Raw genomic sequence first — 21,159 nt, 5'->3', positions numbered from 1 at the left:
CCGCCGAGGCGAGCCCCCTTCCGCCCCACGGCCCCGTTCCGTCACACGACCCCGTTCCGTCACACGACCCCGTTCCGTCACACGACCCCGTTCCGTCACACGGGCCTTACGGGGACGCCATCCGGCCGGATTAGGATTTCCGACGAACGAATCACCCGTCGCGCGCCCCTGCCGGTTGCGGGCATCACCCCGGAGTCACTCCTTGCCTCTCGCGCTGTTCGCGCTGGCCGTCACCGCTTTCGCCATCGGGACCACCGAATTCGCCGCCATGGGGCTGCTCCCCCAGGTCGCCGACAGTCTGCACGTCTCCATCCCGCAGGCCGGCTGGCTGATCTCCGCCTACGCGCTGGGGGTGGTGGTCGGCGCGCCGCTGCTCACCGCGCTGGCCGCCGGGAAGCCCCGCAAGGCGGTGCTGGTGGCGCTGGCCGGGCTGTTCGCGACCGGCAACCTGCTGTGCGCGCTGGCCCCCGACTTCTGGACGCTGGCCCTGGCGCGGCTGATCACCGGGCTGCCGCACGGCGCCTTCTTCGGGGCCGGGGCGGTAGCCGCCGCCGAGCTGGTGGCGCCGGACCGGCGGGCCCGGGCGGTCGCGGTGATGTTCTCCGGCCTGACCGTGGCCAACATCGTCGGCGTCCCGGCCGCGACCCTGCTGGGCCAGCACCTCGGGTGGCGGGCGACCATGCTGGTGGTGGTGCTGATCGCCGCCGCCGGGACGCTCGCCATCGCCCGTCTGGTGCCGGCCCTCCCCTCCCCCGGCCAGTCCGGGCTCCGGCACGAGCTGTGGGCCTTCCGCAGCGGGCAGCTGTGGCTGGCACTGGCCACCGTGGTGGTCGGCTGCGGCGGGATGTTCGCCTGCTACAGCTACATCGCACCGCTGCTCACCGAGGTCTCCGGGTACGCGGCCGGCTCGGTGACCGGGGTGCTGGCGCTGTTCGGGGTCGGGATGACGATCGGCAACGTGATCGGCGGGTTCGCCGCGGACCGGGCGCTGCGCCCGACCGTCTGCGTCTCCTTCCTGCTGCTCTCGGCGACGCTCGCGCTGTTCGCGGTGACCGCGCACGCCCGCTGGTCGGCGGCCGTCACGGTGGTGCTGATCGGGCTGTTCGGCTTCGCGATCGTCCCGGCGGTGCAGACCCTGGTGCTGCAGAAGGCGCGCAGCGCGCCCACCCTGGCCTCGGCGACCGTGCAGGGCGCCTTCAACCTGGCCAACGCCCAGGGGGCGTACTTCGGTGGGCTGGCCCTGGCCGCCGGGCTCGGCTGGACCTCACCGACCCTGGTGGGTGCCGGCCTGGCCGCGGCCGGCGCCGCCGTCGCGGTGCTGGCCTGGGCGGCCGACCGGCGCCCGCCCGCCCCGGTGCCGGTGGAACCGGCGGCGGAGCGGACGGGCGTGCCGCTGGCACCGACTCCGTAGGACCAGGGTCCGCCGGACAGGCCTCAGGGCCGGCGCAGCGCGGTGAGCGCCGCCGGGGCGGCGCCGAGCCACCAGGTCGGGTCGGCGGTGCCGTCGGTGGTGCGTCCGTCGCGGTGGACGTAGTGGCGCACGTCGCGGCCCGGGTCGGCGAACTCGCCGGCCAGGGCGCGCTCCAGCCACTCCGCGGCGAAGCGGAAGGCCTCGGCGGCCACCCCGCCGAGCGGGTGGAACTCGTCCTCGTAGACCCGCAGCTCCTTCGGGGCCCGGATGCGCTCGAAGCTCGCCAGGGCCTGGCCGAGGTCGGTGAGCTCGTCGAACTCGCCGATCCCGTACAGCACCGGGCAGGTGATGTCGGCCACCAGGTCGCCGAGCGGCATGCGCTGGGCCAGGTCGCGGTCGAAGGCCTCCTCGTCGGAGTACCCGGCCATGAACATGTAGTTGTTCTTGAAGGTCGGCTGGGCCCGCTCGAAGATCGTCGCGAAGTCGCCGGTGACGGCCTCGAAGGCGGCCAGGGCGGCCAGTCGGCGGTCGGTGGCGGCGGCCCGGGAGCCCCAGTAGCCGCTCATCGAGATGCCGAACATCCCGATCCGGTCGGCGTCGACCTCCGGGAGCGCGGCCAGGTGGTCGAGGTAGCGGCCGATCGCCCGCTCGTAGTTGCCGAGGTCGACGGTCAGTCCGCCGGCCCGGCTCTCGCCCTGGCCGGGGCCCTCGATGGACAGCGCGACCATGCCGCGGGAGGTGTAGTAGCGCTCGGCCGCCCAGATGTAGTCCTCCTTGATCATGTCCATCCCGGGGCCGAGGATGACGGCGGGCGCGTTCTCGACCGGCCCTTCGGGCAGGTGCAGCAGGGCGTAGATCTTCGAGCCCTCGAAGTCCAGCACCACCCGCCGGACCCGGCCGTCGCGCAGCGCACCCAGGCGCTCCACGCAGTGGTCGGCGTGGGCGCGCAGGGCCGCCTTGCGCGGGTCGGCGGCGTCGAAGATCGAGTACTGGGCCCGGCCCCACATCACGGCGGCCCGCAGGTAGAGGTCGGCGGCGGTCCGGGCGAAGCCCGCGCGCTCGTGGTGGGCGGCGCGCTCCTCGGCCTGGCCGGCCACCGTCGCCCATGCCTTGGGCAGCATGGCGCCGCTCCTGACCAGGGCGAAGACCTTGGCGAAGTCGGTGTGGTCGTGGCCGAGCTGCTCCATGGTCCCGACGGCCTCGGGGTGCAGCGCGTCGAAGCCGCCCTGGGCGAGGGCGATGTCCAGGGCCCAGTTCTGGCCGGTCGAGCGGATGGTCATGACGGTCTCCTCCTGCTCCTTCCGGAGCGAGATAGATAAGTACTTAGTGGCTAAGTACTTATCTATTAAGTACTGAGGCTAGGCTGTTGTCAACCGCCGAGGAGGAGCCCCGCCATGACCGAACAGCCGCCCGCCCCCGGGCGGGCCCAGGCCCTCGACCGCCTGGCCCGTGCCGCCTACCGGCTCAGCGCCGCGGACTCCCGGCTGCGCGGACGCGCCACCCGCACCCCGGGGGCCCTCTCCCTCACCCACGCCCGGGCCCTGCGCACCCTGGCCGACCAGGGACCGCTCACCATCACCCAGCTCGCCGCCGGCACCGAGACCACCGGCGCCGCCACCACCCAGCTGGTGAACGGCCTGGTCACCGCGGGCTACGTCACCCGTACCCGCCCGCCCGAGGACAAGCGGTCCGTCCTGGTCACCCTGACCGAGGACGGCCGCGCCCGGCACGAGCAGCGCCAGGCGGCCCTGGCCGAGGCCCTGCACGCCGACCTCGACGACTACGACGAGGAGGCCCTGGACCGGGCCGCCGAGGTGCTGCGCCGGCTGTCCGCCGTCTACGACCGGCTGTAGTACCCGCCCTGCGCTAGATCTGCCGGTGCGCCTCGGCGAGGAGCAGGTATCCCTCGCCGTTGGCCTTGATGCCGGCCCGCTCCTCCTCGGTCAGCTCCCGGCGCACCTTGGCCGGGACTCCCGCGACCAGCGAGCCGGGCGGGACGTCCATGCCCTGGGTCACCACCGCGCCCGCCGCGACCAGCGAACCGGAGCCGATCCGGGCGCCGTTGAGGACGGTGGCGTTCATCCCGACCAGGACGTCGTCCGCCACGGTGCAGCCGTGCAGCACCGCGTTGTGGCCGACCGACACCCGCTCGCCGACCACCAGCGGGAAGCCGGGGTCGGCGTGCAGGGTGCAGTTGTCCTGGATGTTGCTGCCCGCGCCGACGGTGATCGACTCGGCGTCGCCGCGCAGCACCGCCCCGTACCAGACGCTCGCCCCGGCGGCGACCGTGACGTCCCCGACCACGACGGCGTTCGGCGCGAGGAAGGCGCCCGGGTCGACGGCGGGCACCTTGCCCCCGACGGTGGCGATCAGTGGTTCTGCCATGACTGGTCCTCCTGGTGGTGATCGGCTGCACTGTCGCCGGTCAGCGTAGGGGGGTGGTCACGGCGTAGGGAGGTGCCGGTGAGGTGGAGCGGACGGCGACCCCGGCCGGGCTCCGGGGCGACGGTGGTTCAGGCCACCGGGGCCTTGGTGCGCAGGACCTCGATGAAGGCGCGCAGCCAGGCCGGGTGGTCGGGCCAGGCCCGGGCCGAGACGACCACGCCGTCCACCACCGCCTCGGCGTCCACGAACTCGGCGCCCGCCGCCTTGATGTCCGGCGCCAGCGCGGGGTAGGCGGAGGAGCGGCGGCCGTCGAGCACCCCGGCGGCGGCGGTGATCAGCGGTCCGTGGCAGATCTGCGCGACGGGCTTGTCCCCGGCGAAGAAGTGCCGGGCGATCCGCTGCACGTCCGGGTCGTTGCGCAGGTACTCGGGGGCGCGCCCGCCGGGGATGACCAGGGCGACGTAGTCGGCCGGGTCGACGTCGGCCAGGGCGATGTCGGCGGGCCAGGTGTACCCGGGCTTCTCGGTGTAGGTGTCGTAGCCGTCGACGAAGTCGTGCACCACGAACTGCAGGCGCTTCTTGGTGGGGGCGGCGATGTCGACCTGGTAGCCCTCCTCGCGCAACCGCTGGTACGGGTAGAACACCTCCAGCGACTCGGCGGCGTCCCCGGTGACGAGCAGGATCTTCGATGTCATCCCCGACATCCCTCCACGTGATCGAACGTCAGACTGGTGCGGGTCCGGGCGCGGTGGCCGCGGTGCCCGGGCCCGGTCCAACCTCCCGTACCCGCAGCGCCGTTGGCAACAGGGCGCACCGGGCGTACGGCGGCGCACCATCCGGCTCGCGCGCTGGTCACGAGCCGTGCACGCCGGGGCCGGGAGCGGTTCCGGCCGCGGGTGCGGCGCCCGGCTGCGGGGCCGTCCGGCGCGCGGCCTAGACTCTCGTGCTGCCCGTCGACCGGCCGTCCAGCGGCCGCAGCCCGAACCGCCCCGGAGGAGCCCATGTCCGAACGCGCCACGTACCTCGTCCTCCCCGGCTACCAGAACTCGGGCCCCGAGCACTGGCAGACCCGCTGGGAGGCCGCCGAGCCGGACACCTTCCGCCGGGTCGAGCAGGCGGACTGGGACCATCCGGAGCGGCCGGACTGGGTGGCCCGGGTGGACGCGGCGGTGGCCGCGGCCTCCGCCGAGGGGCCGGTGGTGCTGGTCGCGCACAGCCTGGGCTGCGTCACGGCGGCCCACTGGGCGGCCGGTGCGTCCGCCGAGCGGACCGCCGCCGTCCGGGGCGCGCTGCTGGTCGCGCCCGCGGACGTGGACACCGCCGAGTTGCCGGAGCTGCTGGGCTTCCGGCCGGTGGCGCTGGAGCGCTTCCCGTTCCCGACCGTGGTGGTCTCCTCCACCGACGACCCGTGGGTGACCCCCGCGCGGGCCCGCGAGTTCGCCCGGGCCTGGGGCGCCCGCTACGTCGAGCCGGGCGCGTACGGGCACCTCAACTCGGACTCCGGGCTGGGTGACTGGCCGGAGGGCCGGGAACTCCTCGCGGGGCTGTGAGCGGATGACCGGGGGGACGTTGAACGAGTGGACCGACGGGCGCTGGAGCAGCCGGACGCGGCGGCGCAGGCGCCTCCTGGTCCGACTGCTGCTGGCCGGCGGCGCGGCCGCCGTCCTGCTGTACACCGAGGGGCAGTGGGAGAGCCGCTCGGGCGGCCTGATGCTGGTCGCCGACCTGCTGAACCAGCCGGAGCTGCTGCTCGGCGGCGCGCTGGGCGCGCTGAGCGCGGCCGCCTGGCTGAGCGACCGCCGCACCGCCGTCCGGGCCGCCACCCGGGCGGTGACGGTGACCGCCGGGGTGGTGTTCCTGCTCGGCGTGCTGGCCGCGCACAAGGTGTCGGCGGCCGAGACCCGCAGCCGGGAGGACGCCCCGGCCGGCGCGGAGAGCTCCCTGGTGGTGGTGCACCGCTCGTACGACTCCGGGCCGCAGATCGGTGAGCACTGGCAGGTGCTGCTGGAGAGCGGCGAGGGCTGGTCGGCCCGGCGCTGGCTGCTCGCGGACGTCGGCGGCGCCCCGGAGGACGCCCGGCTGGTGGAGGCGAGTTGGACTGGGCGGACCCAGATCACCGTGGTCACCGACTCCTACCGGCGGGTGTTCAACCTCGACCAGGACACCGGCGAGCCGCTCGAGGCGCGGTAGCCGCAGCCGTCACGCAGACCTTCGCGGCAGGCCGAGGGCGTGGGCGGCGAGCGCCGGCAGGGCCCCGCCGCCCGCGCGCAGTTCGCGGGCGGCGGCGGCGACGGCGATCACCAGGTAGCCGGCCAGGTGGCCGGTGGAGGGCCGCGGTCGTCACTCCCTGGACGTCAGGGCGTCACTGGTCCGACGGGTCCGTGGCGTCCGGCGGGGTGCTGGGGGCCGAGCGGCCGGTCGGACTGCCGCCCGAGGAGGGGGAGTTGCCGCGCGGGTGGCCGGTCGAGCCCGGGCTGGGCGCCCCGGTGCAGGTCACCGAGGACGGCGAGGCGGTGGAGGTGCTGCACCCGGGGGTCTGCCTGACCGGGTCCGGGATGTAGACGGTGCTGAACTCCTTCTCCGGCATGTTCCGCACGGCGTCGCTCATGGCCTTCTGCCAGATCGGCCCCGGGCCGGTCGCCCCGAACACCTCGGGCTGGAACTCGCCGCCGATCCGGATGTTGCGCATCGGCACCTTGACGCCCGGGCTGCCCAGCCAGACCGAGCCGGCCAGGTTGCCGGTGTAGCCGGTGAACCAGGCCGACTTCTTCTCGTCCGTGGTGCCGGTCTTGCCCGCGATCTGGCGGTCGTCGTCCAGCCGGAGGTCCCGCGCGGTGCCGCCCTTCTCGGTCACCCCGAGCAGCACGCTGTTGATCACGTCGGCGGTGTCCGTGGACATCACCTGGTCGCAGTGGGCCGGGGCCACCGGGACGTCCTTGCCGTCCACCGTGGTGATCCGGTTGATCGCCAGCGGCGCGCAGTAGTCGCCCCGGGCGGCGAAGGTCGCGTAGACGTTGGCCATGGTCAGCGGGCTGACCTCCTGGGTGCCCAGGCCGAGGGCGGGCACCTCCTGCAGCGGGTCGCCGCTCGCCTTGCCGGTCACCCCCAGCTTGTTGGCCATCTGCTTGACGGCGCAGAGCCCGATCTCCTGCTCCATCTGCACGAAGTAGGTGTTGACCGACAGCGCCATGGCCTGCTTGAGCTGGTACGGCCCCTTCTCGCTCGGGCTCTCGTTGGGGATCGTCCCCTCCTTCTTGCCCTTGCTGAGGTTCTTCCAGGTGCCGTCGCAGGTCTTCATCGTCGGCCAGTCCATCCGGTTCGGCGCGTCGTACTGCTGGGTCGGCGACAGGCCCGCCTCCAGCGCGGCGGCGGCCACGATCGGCTTGAAGTTGGAGCCGGGCTGGAAGCCGATGCCCCCGCCCATCGCCGCGTCCACGTTGAGGTTGACGACGGTCTGGTTCTTCTCCTTCGCCAGGCCGTACGGGCGGGTCTGAGCCATCGCCAGGATCTTGCCGGTGCCGGGCTCGACCATCGTCATCGCCGCCGAGACCGGGTCGGTGACGTACACCTTGGTGGAGACGGCGTTCTGGGCGGCGGCCTGCTTGTCCGGGTCGAGGGTGGTGTAGATGTTCAACCCGCCGGTGTCCCACAGCTTCTTGCGCTCGGCGGCGCTCTTGCCGAAGGCCGGGTCCTGCTTGACCACGTGGCGCACGTAGTCGCAGAAGAAGCCCGTGCCCGCCTGGGCGGTGATGCAGCCGTTCTGCGGGTCCTTGTAGTCGAGGCCGAGCGGGGCGGCCTTGGCCTCGGCCGCCTGCTGCGCGGTGATGTGCTTGTTCTCCACCATCTTGTCGATGACGGTGTCCCGGCGCTTCTGGGCGGCCACCGGGTGCAGCTTCGGGTCGTACTGGGACGGGTTCTGCACCAGCCCGGCGAGCATCGCCGCCTCGGGGAGGGTGAGGTCCTTGGCGTCCTTGCTGAAGTAGCGCTGGGAGGCGGCCTGGATGCCGTACGCCTGGTGGCCGTAGAAGGTGATGTTCAGGTAGTTGGTGAGGATCTGCTCCTTGGTCAGGTCCTCCTCCAGCTTGATGGCGTAGCGCAGTTCCTGGATCTTGCGGCCGAGGGTCTTGCGCTGCGCCTCGCGCACCGCCACCGGATCGTCCCCGGCCATCTCGACGTTGACGTTCTTCACGTACTGCTGGGTGAGGGTCGAGGCGCCCTGGACGGCGGAACCGCTCTCCGCGTTCTTGGTGATCGCCCGCAGCACGCCCTTGAGGTCGACGGCGCCGTGCTCGTAGAAGCGCGCGTCCTCGATGTCCACCTGGGCCTTGCGGATCAGCGGCGACATCTGCTCGGCGGTCAGCACCGTGCGGTCGCGCTCGTAGACCTTGGCGATCAGGCCGCCCTTGGCGTCGTAGATCTGGGTCGCCTGGGTGAGCGGCGGGGTCTTGAAGTCGTCGGGGATGCTCTCGAAGCCCTCGGCGCCGCTCTTGGCGCCCAGTCCGACCGCGCCCGCACCCGGGAGGATCAGGCCCGCCAGCAGGACGCCGCCCAGCACGCTGGAGCCGAGGAAGGTGGCCGCATGGCGCAGGAATCCGAGCGGGGTCACACGGCGCCTCGGGCGCGGGACCCAGGTGTCGCCCGGGTCCGGGGCAGGTATGCGGCTCTTCTTTGACATAGTTCGAACATTACGGCCGTGAATCCCCACCGTGGGGGGCCTGTTGGCGAACTATTGTCACAAAATCGCGACAGGTTCGACTCATGTGTGAGCGTCGAACGTGGGTACACGCAGGGACAAGGGCCGTTCGCCCACGGCCCGTTGCCCCCCCGGCCCGGTCCGGCGTCAGCGGGCCGCCGGGCAGAACACGTCCTCGGCCGGGCGGCGGCCCGTCACCAGGAAGTCCGTCACCGCGGCGTCGCCGCAGGCGTTCCCGTTCGCCAGGTAGACGTCGTGGCCGCCGGAGTCGACCGTCACCATCCGGGCCCGGTCGCCGAAGGCGGCCCGGAGCTCGAGCGCGCCCCCGTACGGGGTGGCCGGGTCGCGCAGGTTCTGCGCCAGCAGGACGTTCGCCGGGCCCCGGCCGGTCACCCGCACCGGCGGCTCGGCCGGCGCGAACGGCCAGAAGGCGCAGGGCATCACGTTCACCGGCATGCCCGCGGTGAGCGGCCGGGCGGCCCGGTCGGCGGCCGCCTCCTTGGCGTAGGACGCCGGGTCGGTGGGCCAGCTGACGTCGTTGCAGAGGGTGCCGACGGAGACCGCGATGGTGTTCTGCACCACCTGGTCGGGCGGCAGGACCGGGGCGGGCAGCGGGCGGCGGCCGAGGCCCGCCAGCATCTGCCGGGCCAGGTCCGGGAACTTGGCGTCCGCGTACAGGCTTTCCAGCATGGTCTCGCGCAGCACGTTGCCGTTCAGCTCGGCCGGGTTGGCGCCCGGCCAGGGCAGCGGGGCCCGGTCGAGCCGGGCGGCCAGGTCGAGGAAGAGCGGGCGCACCTCCTCGGGGGTGTCCGCGACCCGGTCCGGGTTGTCCGGCGCCGAGGCCCACCGCGCGAAGTCGGGGAACCGGTCCTCGGCGCCCTGGCCGAAGGCGGCCAGCCAGCCGCGGCCGACCCGCGACGGGTCCGGATCGTCGTTGCTGTCCAGCACGATCCGGTCGGTGTGCCCGGGGAACATGGTGGCGTAGACGGCGCCCGCGTAGGTGCCGTACGAGGTGCCCCAGGCGGAGAGCTTGCGCTCGCCGAGGGCCCGGCGGATCCGGTCGATGTCGCGGGCCTCGTTGGCGGTGGAGATGCTGCGCAGCACCGGGCCCCCGTTGCGCGCACAGGTCTCGGCGACCCGGCGGGCGGTGGCCAGGTTGGCATCGATCGAGCCGTCGGCGGCCGGCCAGGGGCGCAGGTTGACCATCGCCAGGTCGGAGTGGTCCAGGCCGCAGCCGACCGGGGTGGAAGCACCGACGCCGCGCGGGTCGAAGCCGACCAGGTCGTAGCGGTCCAGGACGGACTGCGGGAGTCGCTGGGCGGCGCTCGCGGGCAGGCCCAGTCCGGAACCGCCCGGCCCGCCGGGGACGCTCAGCAGCACGCCGCGGCGCAGGCCCGGCTTGGCGGTGGCGATCCGGGAGACGGCGAGCGTGATCTGTCGGCCGTCCGGGTCGTTGTAGTCCAGGGGGACGGTGACGGTGGCGCACTGCCGGCGGGCGTCGCTCTGGCCCTGGCAGGTGGACCAGTTGAGGCTGCCGGCGCGGTCGTGCTCCGGGGCCGCGGCGGCGGGCAGGGCGGTGAGCGCGGTGACGGCCAGGGTGGCGAGGGCGGTGGCGGTGAGCTTCGAGGGAAGCTTCGAGGCGATCTTCCGGGCGGTCTTCGACGTGGTGCTGGATGTGGTGTTCGGCATGCCCAAGAGTCTGCTGCGGCCTCGGACTTGGGCCCATGCCGGCAGCCGGTCGATCCATGGTGGGGTAATCCCCCCGGTCCGCCGGCCGCCACCTGCGGCGCGCCCACGGTTCGCGCCCTGCGGGGCAGTGGAGCACCGGGCGTCGATGATTTCGGGTGCCGTGCAGGAGAACTGAGGAGGCGTGAGGTGGACGCAGGGACGTCGGACGAGGGGCACGGGCACGGGCAGGGGGAGGGGCAGGGGCACCGGCACGAGGGGGGCGGGCCCGTGGGACACGGCCACGCCCACGGGCCCGCCGCACCGGTCTCCGCCCACCTGCGCAAGGTGATCGCGGCCGTGCTGGTGCCGTTCGCGGTGGCCGTCGCGGTCGGCCTGGCGGTGCTCTGGCCGGGCGGGGTCCCCGCCCACCAGCACACCGGGGTCGGCTTCGACCAGCAGATCCGGCACGGCCGGGTCACCCAGCTCCGGGAGCTGCCCTGCGCCGACCTCAACCCCGCCGACCAGGGCACCTGCCAACAGGACACCGTCGAGGTCACCGACGGCCCGGACCGGGGCCGCACCTTCACCGTGGTCGTCCACCCGTCCGAGCCCCGGCGCTACGACGTCGGCGAGCAGGTCGTGCTGGCGTACGCGCCGGACGCGCCGGCGGACCTCCAGTACAGCGTCGTCGACGTGGACCGGAACCTGCCGATGGGCGTGCTCGCCGGGCTGTTCGCCGTCGTCGTGGTGGTGATCGGGCGCTGGCGCGGGGTCGCCGCGCTGATCGCGCTGGCGATCAGCTTCGCCGTGCTGTCGCTGTTCATCCTGCCCGCCATCCTGCACGGCTCCGACCCGCTGCTGGTGGCGATCGTCGGCGCCAGCGCCATCATGCTGATCGCCCTCTACCTGTGCCACGGGCTGTCCGCCCGCACCTCGGTGGCGGTGCTCGGAACGCTGGTGTCCCTGGTGCTGATCGGGGTGCTCAGCCTGGTCTTCGCCTCCTGGGCGCACCTGACCGGCAACACCTCGGAGGAGACCGGGCTGGTCCACGACCTCTACCCCGGCATCGAGATCCGCGGCCTGCTGCTGGCCGGGTTCGTGATCGGCTCGCTCGGCGTGCTGTTCGACGTGACGGTCACCCAGACCTCGGCGATCTGGGAACTGCACGAGGCCGACCCGACGATGGGCGCCGGCCGGCTGTACCGGACCGGCATGCGGATCGGCCGCGACCACATCGCCTCGACCGTCAACACCCTGGTGCTCGCCTACGCGGGCGCCGCGCTGCCGCTGCTCCTGCTGTTCTCCATCGCGCACCGGACGGTGGTCTCGGTGGCCACCAGCGAACTGGTCGCCGAGGAGATCGCCCGCACCCTGGTCGGCAGCATCGGACTGGTCGCCGCCGTCCCGGTGACCACCGGGCTGGCCGCGCTGATCGCCGCCGCCGACCACCCCCGGAGGGCGGCGGCCACCGCCGGGCGGCACCGGCACGCCTGACCGCGGGGGCGGACGGACGGTCAGAGGCCGAGCAGCCCCGGGTCCGAGGCCAGGGCGCGGAGCGGTTCGCGCGGGTCGTCGACCAACCGGCGCGCCGCCAGGTCGAGGATGCCGCCCACCCCGGTGATCTCCGCGGCCGGCACGCCGTCCTCCCGGGTCAGCCGCTGCACCACCTGGAAGGTCTTGCCCTCCCGCCAGACGAACGCGCAGCTGATCTCCACCGTGTCCCCGGCACGCAGCTCCCGCAGGTACTTCACCGTGGTCTCCAGGACGACCGGCCCCACGCCCTTGGCGACCAGCTCGGCCTGGCGGATCCCGGCCGCCTGGAGGTACTCCCAGCGCGCGTGTTCGGCGTACTGCAGGTAGACGGCCTGGTTCAGGTGGCCCTGGGTGTCGGTCTCGTACCCGCGTACGGTGACCCGCGTGGTGAAGTCCTGATCGGTCATGCCCCGCACGTTACTCCGGCGGCGCGGACGGAGCGGCGTAACGTCCGTCACCCCAGGGACGTGTGAGGATCCGGGGACCGTCCTCGGTGACGGCGACGGTGTGCTCGATGTGGGCGGCCCGGCTGCCGTCGGTGGTGCGCAGGGTCCGGCCGTGCGGGTCGGTGTCGTGGTCGTCGCGGCCGCCGGCCGTCAGCATCGGCTCGATGGCGAGCACCAGGCCCGGGCGCAGCAGGTGACCCCGGCCGGGGCGGCCCTCGTTGGGCCCGTGCGGGTCCTCGTGCATCCGGCGGCCGATGCCGTGCCCGCCGCAGCCCCTGCCCACCTGGCCCATGGACTACGAGCAGCCGTGGTCCCACGAGGAAGTGCCGGGCGGGGCCGGCCGGACAGGCCCTAGACTCGACGGCATGGTGAGGACTCCGCTGACCCCGTGGGAGCGCGAGCGCGGTGAGCGCTTCGGGGCACTGCTGCGCGAGGCGCGTGGCGAGCGCAGCATGGTCGAGGTGGCGGCGGTGGCCGGTGTCTCGGCGGAGACGCTGCGGAAGATCGAGACGGGGCGGGCGCCGACGCCGTCCTTCTTCACCATCACGGCGCTGGCCTTCGCGCTCGACCTGTCGCTGGACGAGCTGGCGGGCGCCTGCGCGCTGCCCGAGGACGACACCGCGCTCTCCGCGTAGCACAGGCCTGGAACGGGGGACGGCCCGCCGGGCGCGTGCTGCGCCGGGCGGGCCGTCGTACGCGGAGGGTGGTCAGCCGACCGAGCTGTTGTAGCTCTCGATCGCGGGCTGGAGCTCCTTGGCCGCGTCGGCGAGCGCCTGCTGGGCGGTCTTGCTGCCCGAGACGGTCTGCTCGATGGCGGTCTCCACGCCCTTGCGGGCCTGCGGCATCACGCCGAGCAGGCAGCCGGCCGTGGCCGGGGTGGGCTTGGTGGCCTTCAGCTGGTCGATGGCCGTCTGGAACTGGGGGTACTTGCCGACCCACTCCTTGTCCTTGGGGTCGTCCAGGGACTTCGTGTTGACCGGGAAGTAGCCGGTGCCGGTGTGCCAGACGGCCTGCTGCTCGGGACCGGTCAGGAACTTCTCGAACTCCCAGGCGGCCCGCTTCTCGGCGTCCGAGTGGCCCGGGCCGCTGATCCACAGCGAGGCGCCGCCGATCACCGGGCCGCCCTGGTCGGCGGCCGTCACCTTGGGGAAGGCCGCGGTGCCGACGCCGAACTTGGCGGCCTCGGTGTAGCCGCGCAGCACGCCGGTCGACTCCAGGTGCATGGCGACCGTGCCGGCCTTGAAAGCGGCCTGGGCGTCGTCGGTGACCCGGCCGGTGTTGGCCGCGTAGCCGCCCTTGACCAGGTCGGCCCACCACTGGACGATCTGCGCGCCCTGGGCGGAGTCGAACACGACCTTGCCGGCCTTGCTGCTGCGGCCGTTGTCGTTGTCGCAGTACATGGTGCCGGACTCGGCGAGCAGCTCCTCGACGAACCAGCCGTAGATGGCGGCGCCGAAGCCGTAGCGGACGGTCTTGCCGTCGGCGTCCTTCTTGGTCAGCTTCTTGGCCATGTCGGCCAGCTCGTTGAGGTCCTTCGGCGGCTGCGCCGGGTCGAGGCCGGCCTCCTTGAAGGCGTCGGTGTTCAGGTAGAGCAGCGGCATCGAGGAGTTGAACGGCATCGACACCAGCTTGCCGTTGGCCGAGTAGTAGTTGCGGATGTTGGGGTCGAGGTCGCCCAGCGCGTAGCCGTCCTTGTCGGCGAAGGCCTGGGCGGGGACGGTCTGCTTGGAGTCGATCATGAAGCGGGTGCCGATGTCGTAGACCTGCACCAGCGCCGGGGTGCCCTTCTGCTGCACCGCGGCCTTGTACTTGGTGACCAGCTCGTCGTACTTGCCCTGGAACTGCGCCTTGACCTCGATCTTGCCCTGGTGGGCCGCGTTGAAGTCCTTGACCAGGCCGTTCAGCACGTCGGCGTTCTTGCCGGTCATCGAGTGCCAGAACTCGACCGTGGTGACGCCGGAGGCCTGGTCGAGCGCCTGGGCGCCGGGCGCCCCGGCGTCGGCGGAACCGCCCGAGCCGGCGTCGGAGCCGCTGGAGCTGCAGGCGGTCAGGGACAGGCCGGCCACCAGCAGGGCCGCGAGCGCGCGTGCACTCTTCTTCACGAGGGTTCTCTTTCTTGGAGTTTTCCGGTTGACGAGCGGGGCGTACGAGCGGGGTTGGACGAGCGGAACGGGTACGGGCGGAGCGGGTACAGGCGGAGCGGGTACGGGCTCAGCGGGTACGGGCTCAGCGGACGGCGCCCGCGGTGAGGCCGCGGACGATGAAGCGCTGTCCGAAGACCACCAGGGCGAGGGTGGGCAGCAGCGAGAGCACCACGCCGGCCAGGATCAGGCCGGGGTCGGCCATCTCGGCGTCGCGCAGCGAGGTGAGCCCGATCTGCAGGGTCTGCATGTCGGCGGTGCGGGTGATGATGAGCGGCCAGAAGTACTGGTTCCAGGCCGACAGGAAGACGTAGATCGACAGCGCCGCCAGGGCCGGCTTGTTGAGCGGGACGACGATCCGCCACAGGAAGCGCCAGTGGCCCGCGCCGTCGATCCGGGCCGCGTCGCGCAGTTCGCCGGGGAGTTGGCGGAAGGCCTGGCGCAGCATGAAGGTGCCGAAGCCGGAGGCGAGGAACGGCAGCACCAGGCCGAAGTAGGTGTTGCCGAGGCCCCAGCCCGACAGCGTCAGGTAGTTGGGGATGATGATGGCCTCCCAGGGGACCATCAGCGTGGCCAGGAACACCCCGAACACCACGGCCCGGGCCTTCAGCGGCAGGAAGACGAAGGCGTACGCGGCCAGGATCGAGGTGAACAGCTGGGCGAGGGTGATGAGGGTGGCGGTGATCGCCGAGTTGGCGTACTGCCGGAACAGCGGGATGGTGTCGACGGCGCCGGAGAAGTTCCGTCCGGTGACCGAGTGGGGCACCAGCGCGGGCGGGTAGGAGGCCAGTTCGGAGGGCTCCATGAAGGCACCGACGATCGCGTAGTACACCGGGAAGGCCACGGTGACCAGGGCCACGGCGAGCAGCAGGTAGACGGCGGCGCGGCCGAGCAGGTCGCGCGCGGAGCGCCCGGCGAGGAGCTTCGGGCGCGGGCGCGCCGCGTCCGTCCGCGGCCCGGCGTCGGTGTCGGTGTCGGCGATGGTCGGGGTCGGGGTCGTGCTCATGCGTAGTGCACCTTCCGCTCCAGGACGCCGAACTGGACGGCCGTGCAGGCGAGGACGACCACCAGCAGCACGACGGCCTGGGCGCTCGCCATGCCGAAGTCGCTGGAGCCGTAGGCGAAGGCCTTCTCGTAGACCGAGTAGACGAGGGTCCGGGTGGAGCCGTCCGGCCCGCCCTTGGTGAGGATGTGGATCTGGCCGAAACTCTGCAGTGCGTGGACGGTGGAGACCACGGTCAGGAAGAACAGGTTCGGGCCGAGCATCGGGACGGTGATCGACCGGGCCAGCCGCAGGCCGGAGGCGCCGTCGATGCGGGCCGCCTCGACGACCTCGCCGGGGATCGAGCCGATGCCCGCCGAGAGCACCAGCACGTTGTAGCCGAGGTTCATCCACACGGTCGTCAACGCGACCGAGAGCAGCGCGTACCGGGAGTCGGTGAGCCAGCCGACCGGGCCGAGGCCGACGTGCGACAGCAGGCCGTTGAGCACCCCGCTGGCGGGGTTGAAGAACACCGCGAAGACCACCGAGGCGCTGGCCACCGAGAAGGCGAAGGGCAGCGCGAAGGCGGAGCGCAGCAGCCGCACGCCCCGGATCCGGTTCTCCAGGAGCAGCACCAGTACCAGCGCGCCGAGCACCCCCGGAACCACGGTGAGCAGGGTGAACAGCGCCGTGGTGCCCAGCGTCCGGCCGAAGTCGGCCGAGCCGAACAGGTCGGTGTAGTGCTTGAACCCGACGTAGCGGGAGGGCGCGCCGAAGAGGTCGTTGGCGTGCCCGCTCAGGTAGATCGTCCGTCCCAGCGGGTAGCCGATGAACAGGACGAAGACCACCAGGGAGGGCAGCAGGAAGGCCCAGGCGAGCCCGTGCTCGCCCCAGCGCCCTCCCCGCCGCGGTCGTGGGCGGCGGCCCGGGTGGGGCTCGGTGTGCGGTGCGGTCGGCATCTGTGGCGCGTCCGCCTTTCGTGTGTCGGTTCCGGCCGAAACCGTGTCTTGCCCGAACGACGGCGCGGAAACCCCACGGTGATCAACCGGTGTCCTCAGGATTACGCGTTCGCGTCAGATTTCGGCCGGTCGTGCCCGCAACAGCCGCTCCCGGCACGGCGGGCGCCCGGCGGCGCGCGCTCGGCGGCGCGCGCTCGGCCGACGGCGCGCGGTCGGCACCGGCGTGTCAGCGGGGTGTCGTACGGTGCGCGGGTGAACGACAAGGATTTCGACATGCGGGCCGCGATGGCCGCGGCGCGGGGCGGCCGCGAGGGCGCCTGGGCGCTGGTCCGGGGCTTCGCTGCGTACTGGGGCGAGCCGCTGGGGCCGCAGGACGGCTTCACCGGGGCCGAGCTGGACGCCGCCGAACAGCGGCTGGGGCTGCGGCTGCCGATGGCGCTGCGCGAGGCGTACCGGCTGTTCGGGCGCCGGGCCGACCTCACCAGCTGCCAGGACGTGCTGCTGACGCCGGACGAGTTGTACCTGCTGGACGGCGCGTTGGTGTACCGGGCGGAGAACCAGGGCTGCGCGCACTGGGGCGTGCTGCTGGACGACCTGGCGCAGGAGGACCCGCCGACGGTGGGCCGGCCGGACCTCGCGGACAAGTCTCAGGAGCGCTGGGAGCCCTGGGAGGAGCGCTTCTCCACGGCGGCGGCGGTGATGGCGATGAGCGAGAAGCTGCTGGAGGACGGCGAGTTGACCGACTTCCTCGAATGCGAGGCCGAACTCCCGGACAGCTTCACCGAGTTGCCCGCCCTGGGCCGGCACTGCCGCTGGTACGAGGGGCCGGACGTCCTGGTCGTCGCGGTCGAGGACGCCTGGATCGCCGCCCGGGCACGGACCCCGGAGGCGCTCGACGCGCTCTACGGGGCCGTGCCCGGAGACTGGTTGAACGGCTGAGCCGAGCCGGTCAGGCGGTGACGCCGCCGTCCAGCACCAGGTCGGCGCCGACGGTGTAGCCCGCCTCCTCCGAGGCCAGGTACAGCACGGCGGCGGCGATCTCCGCGACCGCGCCGACCCGGCCGACCGGCACCTCGACCTTCATCCGGTCGCTCTTCTCGGCCTCGCTCTCGCCGGGCCGGGACGACATCGGGGTGTCCACCGGGCCGGGGCTGACGGTGTTGATCCGCACGCCCTCGCCGATGTGGTCGCGGGCGGCGGAGCGGGTCAGCGCGGTGACGGCGGCCTTGCTGGCGTTGTAGGCGCCGACCCCGTCGGCCCGCTTGTGGGCGCCGAGGTTGGAGGAGACGTTGACGATGGCGCCGCCGCCGTGCGCCCGCATGTGGCCGATCTGGTGCTTCATCGCCAGCAGAGTGCCGGTCACGTTGACGTCGAAGACCCAGCGGAACTCGTCCTCGTCGATCTCGGCGACCGGACCGGCCGCGCCGAACACCCCGGCGTTGTTGACCGCGACGTCCAGTCCGCCGAACTGCTCGACGACCTCCCGGACCAGCCGGGCGGCGTCCTCGCCGTTCGTCACGTCGCCGGTCACCGCGACGGCCTTGCCGCCGGCCCGCTCGATCAGCTCGACGGTCTCGGCCAGCGGGCCGAGGCTGCGCCCGGCGACCGCGACCCGGGCGCCCTCCTCGGCGAAGGCGAGCGCGATGCCCCGCCCGATGCCGCTGCCGCCGCCGGTGACCAGGACGGACTTGTCGGCGAAACGCTTGCTCATGGGGTGAACTCCTTGATCCGGGTGGTGCGTTCAGGTGCGGTGGTGCGTTCAGCTGCGGTGGTGATGGTCCCGGCGCTGGTGGTCCCGGCGCTGGTGGTGTCAGGGACGCTTCTCCCGGGCAGGACCGCGACCGCGACGGCGATCAGGGCCAGCCCGGCGGCGGCCGCGGCGAACGCCGCCGCGTAGCCGCCGACGACGGTGGGGCGGGTGGCGGCGAGCGCCATCAGGGCGGCCAGCCCGGCGGTGGGGCCGAGCTCCATGGCGGTGTTGAAGACGCCGGCCGCCAGCCCGGTGCGTTCGGGCGCCACCCCGCCGGTGGCGAGCACTGCCGCCCCGGCGAAGGACGCGGCGGCGCCGACGGGCAGCAGGAGCAGTCCGGGCAACAGCCCGGTGGGGTACGGGCTGCCGGGGTCGAGCCCGGCCAGCAGGCCGAGTCCGGCGCCCTCCAGGGCGAGGCCGGCGGCGGTGACCGGCACCGGCCCGTACCGGGCGATCAGCGGTCCGGCCAGCCGTCCGGACAACAGCAGGGCCACGGCGTACGGCAGGAAGGCGGCGGAGGTGTCGGCCGCGCTCCAGCCGCGCAGTTGCTGGAGGTAGAGCGAGAGCAGCACGAAGACCAGGGCGGTGCCCGCGGAGGTCGCCATCACGGTGACCAGCGCGGTGGCCCGGCGGCGGTCGGCGAGGAAGCCGGGCGGCAGCAGCGGGTCGGCGGTGCGGTGTTCGGCGGCGGCGAAGGCGAGCAGCAGGAGCAGTCCGGCGGCCAGCGGCGCGAGCACGCCGGGGCTGCCCCAGCCGTGCTCGGTGGACGCCACCAGGGCGTAACTCACCGCGCAGACACCGGTGGTGGCGAGCAGCGCGCCGCGCAGGTCGAGCGCCGGGCGGCGGCTCGCGGGGGCGGGATCCGGCAGCCTGCCGCAGCGGAGCAGCCCGGCCAGCGCGACCAGGACGGGCACCGCGAACAGCCAGCGCCAGGAGACCACGGCGGCGACCGGGCCCGACACCACGCTGCCGGCCGTCGCGCCGAGCACCGAGAGTCCGCCCCAGGTGGCCATCGCCCGCCGGTAGGCGGCGGGTTCGGGGTGCAGCCGGCGGACCACGGCGACCGCCGCCGGGGCGGTGAGGGCCGCGCCCGCGCCCTGGACGAAGCGGCTCGCCAGCAGGACGGGGTAGTCGGTCGCGAGGGCGCAGGCGACCGAGGCGACGGCGAGCAGCGCCAGGCCCCACCTGAGCATCCGGCGGCCGCCGTGGCGGTCGGTCAGCCGCCCGCCGAGCAGCAGCAGGGCGGCGAAGGAGAGGCCGTACGCGGCGCTGAGCAGCAGGACGTCGGACGGGCCGAGCCCGAGCTCCCTGGCGACCAGGGGCAGCGGCACGGTGAGGATCATGATCGTGAAGATCAGCACCGCCTGGACGACGCCGAGCAGCACGAAGCTCCCCCGGGTCGTCGTGGTGACACTCATGGATTCCCCCATACCCAATTTTTTAGATCGATCGGTCCAGAATGAGGACAGCAGAAGACACCGAGCCGACCGAGCCGGAGACACCCCCGCGGGCCGCCGGTCCGGACCGGAACTCAGTCCAGCAGCGTCAGCGCCTGCTCGGCGGCGTCGCGTACCCGGGGCTCGCCGTCGGCGGTCTTGCCCACCACCCGGATCCCCTGCAGGAGCACCACCAGCATCCGGGCCAGCGCCCGCGGCTCCCGCCCCGCGGGCAGTTCGCCCTGCGCCTCGGCACGCAGCAGGGCGGCGGTCAGCGCCGTCTCCAGGTGGTCGTAACTGACCTCCACCCGGCGGGCCGCCGCCTCGTCGTGCGGGGCGAGTTCGACGGCCGTGTTGGTGATGAAGCAGCCGCGCCTGCGGTCCTCGCCCCCCATCCCCGCATACCGGCGCACCAGGGCGCGGACGGCCGGCAGCACCGGGCCGGGCCGGGACAGCTCGGCCAACAGGCCGGGGTTGTGCTGTTCGTTGTAGCGCTCCAGCGCGCGCAGGTACAGCTCGTGCTTGTTGCCGAAGGTCGCGTAGATGCTGGCCCGGCCGATGCCCAGCCCCTCGACCAGGTCGGCCATCGAGGTGGCCTCGTAGCCGCGCCGCCAGAACAGTTCGAGAGCCGCCTGGAGCGCCGCGTCCGGGTCGAATTCCTTGATTCGCGCCATGACCGGAACAGTAGCCCTTTCGAGACCGTTCGGTCAAGAAAGAACGGCAAGTGGTCCAGACCGTTATCTGACGGAGCATTGCCAAATGGACTAGACCAAGCCTAGCCTTACCGCCCCGTCCCTCCTCCCCCCACAGGAGGCGTTCCGGCATGCCCGCACCCATCCCCCCGATCCCCCGTCAGGCCGTCGAGGCCACGCGTCCGTTCGTCCTGACGGTCTTCCGGATCGTCGTCGGCCTGCTCTTCGCCTGCCACGGCGCCGCCGCGCTCTTCGGCGTCCTCGGCGGCACCAAGGGCGGCGGCAGCATCCCGCCCGGCCAGTGGCCCGGCTGGTGGGCCGCACTGATCCAACTCGCCGGCGGCACCCTGGTGCTCCTCGGCATCGGCACCAGGGCGGCCGCCCTGCTCTGCTCCGGCTCGATGGCCTACGCCTACTTCACCGTCCACCAGGCACACGCCCTGCTGCCGCTGCAGAACGGGGGCGAGCCCTCGGTGATGTTCTGCTGGGCGTTCCTGGCCATCGCGGCACTCGGCCCCGGCCCGTACTCCCTGGACCGGCTGCTCACCACCCGCCACCCGGCCGCCGAGCCCAGCCCCCGACCCACCTCGACCGGCTGAACCTCAGCCCTCCGCGAGGTGGCGCTCGACCGTGGCGACCTTGGCGGTGAGGCCGTCGGTGACCCCGGCCCGGTCGTCGATCTTGATGACCGTGCTGACCCGGTTGCTGTGCGCCTTCACCGCCTCGATCGCCGCCCTGATCACCGGCATCACCTCGTCCCACTCGCCCTCGATGCTGGTGAACATCGCGTCCGTACGGTTCGGCAGCCCGCTCGCCCGCACCACCCGCACGGCCGCGGCCACCGCCTCCCCCACGTCCTCGCCGATCCCCAGCGGGGTCACCGAAAAAGCTGCGATCACGGTCTGCACTCCTAGCCGTCCGACGACACCCGGTCGCGGCCCGGACCACCCTGGTCGCGGCCCGGAGTGGCGTACCTGGCGGGTGCTGGTGTCGTACAGACGAATGCTCACAGCGTCAAGCGTAGTGGGCGGTGGGGGGTGCCCCGCGACATTAACCGGGAACG

At 73.1% G+C, this 21,159-nt stretch carries 21 protein-coding genes and 1 pseudogene; 8 read left to right on the top strand and 14 right to left on the bottom strand.

Annotated features, from left to right (window positions below; all coding sequences use genetic code 11):
- Positions 1-202: 202 nt before the first annotated feature.
- Positions 203-1,411, top strand: a complete 1,209-nt coding sequence (locus tag ABTY61_RS24595; RefSeq protein WP_350507209.1) for an MFS transporter — start codon at positions 203-205, stop codon at positions 1,409-1,411.
- 23 nt (positions 1,412-1,434) lie between these two features.
- On the opposite strand, the gene ABTY61_RS24590 is transcribed toward ABTY61_RS24595, so the two are convergent.
- On the bottom strand, positions 1,435-2,691 hold the full coding sequence (locus ABTY61_RS24590) for an alpha/beta hydrolase (RefSeq protein WP_350507208.1): 1,257 nt from the start codon (positions 2,689-2,691) through the stop codon (positions 1,435-1,437).
- Between the two features lie 114 nt (positions 2,692-2,805).
- On the opposite strand from ABTY61_RS24590, the gene ABTY61_RS24585 reads away from it, so the two are divergent.
- Complete coding sequence (locus ABTY61_RS24585) at positions 2,806-3,264, top strand: MarR family transcriptional regulator (protein WP_350507207.1); 459 nt, start codon at positions 2,806-2,808, stop codon at positions 3,262-3,264.
- A 13-nt stretch (positions 3,265-3,277) separates the two neighbouring features.
- Here ABTY61_RS24585 and ABTY61_RS24580 read toward each other — a convergent pair whose 3' ends face one another.
- Together ABTY61_RS24580 and ABTY61_RS24575 are read right to left on the bottom strand one after the other, a co-directional pair.
- Entirely contained in the window at positions 3,278-3,796 is a 519-nt protein-coding gene (locus ABTY61_RS24580) for a gamma carbonic anhydrase family protein (protein ID WP_350507206.1), read from the bottom strand.
- 128 nt (positions 3,797-3,924) lie between these two features.
- Positions 3,925-4,491, bottom strand: a complete 567-nt coding sequence (locus ABTY61_RS24575) for a DJ-1/PfpI family protein (protein ID WP_350507205.1) — start codon at positions 4,489-4,491, stop codon at positions 3,925-3,927.
- A gap of 306 nt (positions 4,492-4,797) precedes the next feature.
- Between ABTY61_RS24575 and ABTY61_RS24570 the strand changes: the two genes are divergently transcribed.
- Together ABTY61_RS24570 and ABTY61_RS24565 are read left to right on the top strand one after the other, a co-directional pair.
- Positions 4,798-5,346, top strand: a complete 549-nt coding sequence (locus ABTY61_RS24570; RefSeq protein WP_350507204.1) for an RBBP9/YdeN family alpha/beta hydrolase — start codon at positions 4,798-4,800, stop codon at positions 5,344-5,346.
- 19 nt (positions 5,347-5,365) lie between these two features.
- Positions 5,366-5,986, top strand: a complete 621-nt coding sequence (locus ABTY61_RS24565) for a hypothetical protein (protein WP_350507203.1) — start codon at positions 5,366-5,368, stop codon at positions 5,984-5,986.
- A gap of 172 nt (positions 5,987-6,158) precedes the next feature.
- Here ABTY61_RS24565 and ABTY61_RS24560 read toward each other — a convergent pair whose 3' ends face one another.
- A complete protein-coding gene (locus ABTY61_RS24560; RefSeq protein WP_350507202.1) occupies positions 6,159-8,402 on the bottom strand; it encodes a transglycosylase domain-containing protein in 2,244 nt (747 codons plus the stop codon).
- A 234-nt stretch (positions 8,403-8,636) separates the two neighbouring features.
- A complete protein-coding gene (locus ABTY61_RS24555; protein WP_350507201.1) occupies positions 8,637-10,178 on the bottom strand; it encodes an alpha/beta hydrolase in 1,542 nt (513 codons plus the stop codon).
- A gap of 186 nt (positions 10,179-10,364) precedes the next feature.
- On the opposite strand from ABTY61_RS24555, the gene ABTY61_RS24550 reads away from it, so the two are divergent.
- Positions 10,365-11,651, top strand: a complete 1,287-nt coding sequence (locus tag ABTY61_RS24550) for a YibE/F family protein (protein WP_502895427.1) — start codon at positions 10,365-10,367, stop codon at positions 11,649-11,651.
- A gap of 20 nt (positions 11,652-11,671) precedes the next feature.
- On the opposite strand, the gene ABTY61_RS24545 is transcribed toward ABTY61_RS24550, so the two are convergent.
- Positions 11,672-12,097, bottom strand: a complete 426-nt coding sequence (locus tag ABTY61_RS24545; protein ID WP_350507200.1) for an acyl-CoA thioesterase — start codon at positions 12,095-12,097, stop codon at positions 11,672-11,674.
- Between the two features lie 10 nt (positions 12,098-12,107).
- Positions 12,108-12,404, bottom strand: a pseudogene (locus ABTY61_RS24540) (M24 family metallopeptidase); the annotation flags it as partial.
- Positions 12,405-12,501: 97 nt separating this feature from the next.
- Here ABTY61_RS24540 and ABTY61_RS24535 point away from each other — a divergent pair.
- Positions 12,502-12,771, top strand: coding sequence for a helix-turn-helix domain-containing protein (locus tag ABTY61_RS24535; RefSeq protein WP_350507199.1), 270 nt, complete (start codon positions 12,502-12,504; stop codon positions 12,769-12,771).
- A gap of 72 nt (positions 12,772-12,843) precedes the next feature.
- Here the strand turns inward: ABTY61_RS24535 and ABTY61_RS24530 are convergent, their stop codons facing one another.
- The 3 genes from ABTY61_RS24530 to ABTY61_RS24520 all read right to left on the bottom strand — a co-directional run bounded on the left by ABTY61_RS24530 (position 12,844) and on the right by ABTY61_RS24520 (position 16,218).
- On the bottom strand, positions 12,844-14,238 hold the full coding sequence (locus ABTY61_RS24530; RefSeq protein WP_350507198.1) for an ABC transporter substrate-binding protein: 1,395 nt from the start codon (positions 14,236-14,238) through the stop codon (positions 12,844-12,846).
- Positions 14,239-14,362: 124 nt separating this feature from the next.
- Positions 14,363-15,283 (bottom strand): carbohydrate ABC transporter permease, encoded by a 921-nt coding sequence (locus ABTY61_RS24525; protein ID WP_350507197.1) that lies wholly within the window; start codon positions 15,281-15,283, stop codon positions 14,363-14,365.
- Complete coding sequence (locus ABTY61_RS24520) at positions 15,280-16,218, bottom strand: carbohydrate ABC transporter permease (protein ID WP_350507196.1); 939 nt, start codon at positions 16,216-16,218, stop codon at positions 15,280-15,282. The genes ABTY61_RS24525 and ABTY61_RS24520 overlap by 4 nt, the downstream gene beginning before the upstream one ends.
- Before the next feature lie 252 nt (positions 16,219-16,470).
- Between ABTY61_RS24520 and ABTY61_RS24515 the strand changes: the two genes are divergently transcribed.
- Positions 16,471-17,157, top strand: coding sequence for an SMI1/KNR4 family protein (locus ABTY61_RS24515; protein WP_350507195.1), 687 nt, complete (start codon positions 16,471-16,473; stop codon positions 17,155-17,157).
- A gap of 10 nt (positions 17,158-17,167) precedes the next feature.
- On the opposite strand, the gene ABTY61_RS24510 is transcribed toward ABTY61_RS24515, so the two are convergent.
- The 3 genes from ABTY61_RS24510 to ABTY61_RS24500 form a co-directional block, all read right to left on the bottom strand.
- Complete coding sequence (locus tag ABTY61_RS24510; RefSeq protein ID WP_350507194.1) at positions 17,168-17,929, bottom strand: SDR family NAD(P)-dependent oxidoreductase; 762 nt, start codon at positions 17,927-17,929, stop codon at positions 17,168-17,170.
- Positions 17,926-19,386 carry an MFS transporter gene (locus ABTY61_RS24505; protein WP_350507193.1) on the bottom strand — a complete coding sequence of 487 codons (1,461 nt, stop codon included), beginning with the start codon at positions 19,384-19,386 and terminating at the stop codon, positions 17,926-17,928. The genes ABTY61_RS24510 and ABTY61_RS24505 overlap by 4 nt, the downstream gene beginning before the upstream one ends.
- Before the next feature lie 113 nt (positions 19,387-19,499).
- Positions 19,500-20,078 carry a TetR/AcrR family transcriptional regulator gene (locus tag ABTY61_RS24500; RefSeq protein WP_350507192.1) on the bottom strand — a complete coding sequence of 193 codons (579 nt, stop codon included), beginning with the start codon at positions 20,076-20,078 and terminating at the stop codon, positions 19,500-19,502.
- Positions 20,079-20,227: 149 nt separating this feature from the next.
- Between ABTY61_RS24500 and ABTY61_RS24495 the strand changes: the two genes are divergently transcribed.
- Positions 20,228-20,695 carry a DoxX family protein gene (locus ABTY61_RS24495; RefSeq protein ID WP_350507191.1) on the top strand — a complete coding sequence of 156 codons (468 nt, stop codon included), beginning with the start codon at positions 20,228-20,230 and terminating at the stop codon, positions 20,693-20,695.
- 3 nt (positions 20,696-20,698) lie between these two features.
- Here the strand turns inward: ABTY61_RS24495 and ABTY61_RS24490 are convergent, their stop codons facing one another.
- A complete protein-coding gene (locus ABTY61_RS24490; protein WP_350507190.1) occupies positions 20,699-20,995 on the bottom strand; it encodes an MTH1187 family thiamine-binding protein in 297 nt (98 codons plus the stop codon).
- Positions 20,996-21,159: the final 164 nt, after the last annotated feature.

Origin of the sequence: Kitasatospora sp. NPDC096128 (assembly GCF_040303105.1) — a bacterium.
Taxonomy (GTDB): domain Bacteria; phylum Actinomycetota; class Actinomycetes; order Streptomycetales; family Streptomycetaceae; genus Kitasatospora.
This window is presented reverse-complemented; position numbering and strand designations above follow the sequence as displayed.

Coding starts and splice junctions, on each gene's coding strand:
- ABTY61_RS24545 (WP_350507200.1), bottom strand. CDS start 12,097: ATGACCGATCAGGACTTCACCACGCGGGTCACCGTACGCGGGTACGAG.
- ABTY61_RS24505 (WP_350507193.1), bottom strand. CDS start 19,386: ATGAGTGTCACCACGACGACCCGGGGGAGCTTCGTGCTGCTCGGCGTC.
- ABTY61_RS24535 (WP_350507199.1), top strand. CDS start 12,502: ATGGTGAGGACTCCGCTGACCCCGTGGGAGCGCGAGCGCGGTGAGCGC.
- ABTY61_RS24575 (WP_350507205.1), bottom strand. CDS start 4,491: ATGACATCGAAGATCCTGCTCGTCACCGGGGACGCCGCCGAGTCGCTG.
- ABTY61_RS24570 (WP_350507204.1), top strand. CDS start 4,798: ATGTCCGAACGCGCCACGTACCTCGTCCTCCCCGGCTACCAGAACTCG.
- ABTY61_RS24495 (WP_350507191.1), top strand. CDS start 20,228: ATGCCCGCACCCATCCCCCCGATCCCCCGTCAGGCCGTCGAGGCCACG.
- ABTY61_RS24525 (WP_350507197.1), bottom strand. CDS start 15,283: ATGAGCACGACCCCGACCCCGACCATCGCCGACACCGACACCGACGCC.
- ABTY61_RS24500 (WP_350507192.1), bottom strand. CDS start 20,078: ATGGCGCGAATCAAGGAATTCGACCCGGACGCGGCGCTCCAGGCGGCT.
- ABTY61_RS24555 (WP_350507201.1), bottom strand. CDS start 10,178: ATGCCGAACACCACATCCAGCACCACGTCGAAGACCGCCCGGAAGATC.
- ABTY61_RS24590 (WP_350507208.1), bottom strand. CDS start 2,691: ATGACCATCCGCTCGACCGGCCAGAACTGGGCCCTGGACATCGCCCTC.
- ABTY61_RS24520 (WP_350507196.1), bottom strand. CDS start 16,218: ATGCCGACCGCACCGCACACCGAGCCCCACCCGGGCCGCCGCCCACGA.
- ABTY61_RS24510 (WP_350507194.1), bottom strand. CDS start 17,929: ATGAGCAAGCGTTTCGCCGACAAGTCCGTCCTGGTCACCGGCGGCGGC.
- ABTY61_RS24585 (WP_350507207.1), top strand. CDS start 2,806: ATGACCGAACAGCCGCCCGCCCCCGGGCGGGCCCAGGCCCTCGACCGC.
- ABTY61_RS24580 (WP_350507206.1), bottom strand. CDS start 3,796: ATGGCAGAACCACTGATCGCCACCGTCGGGGGCAAGGTGCCCGCCGTC.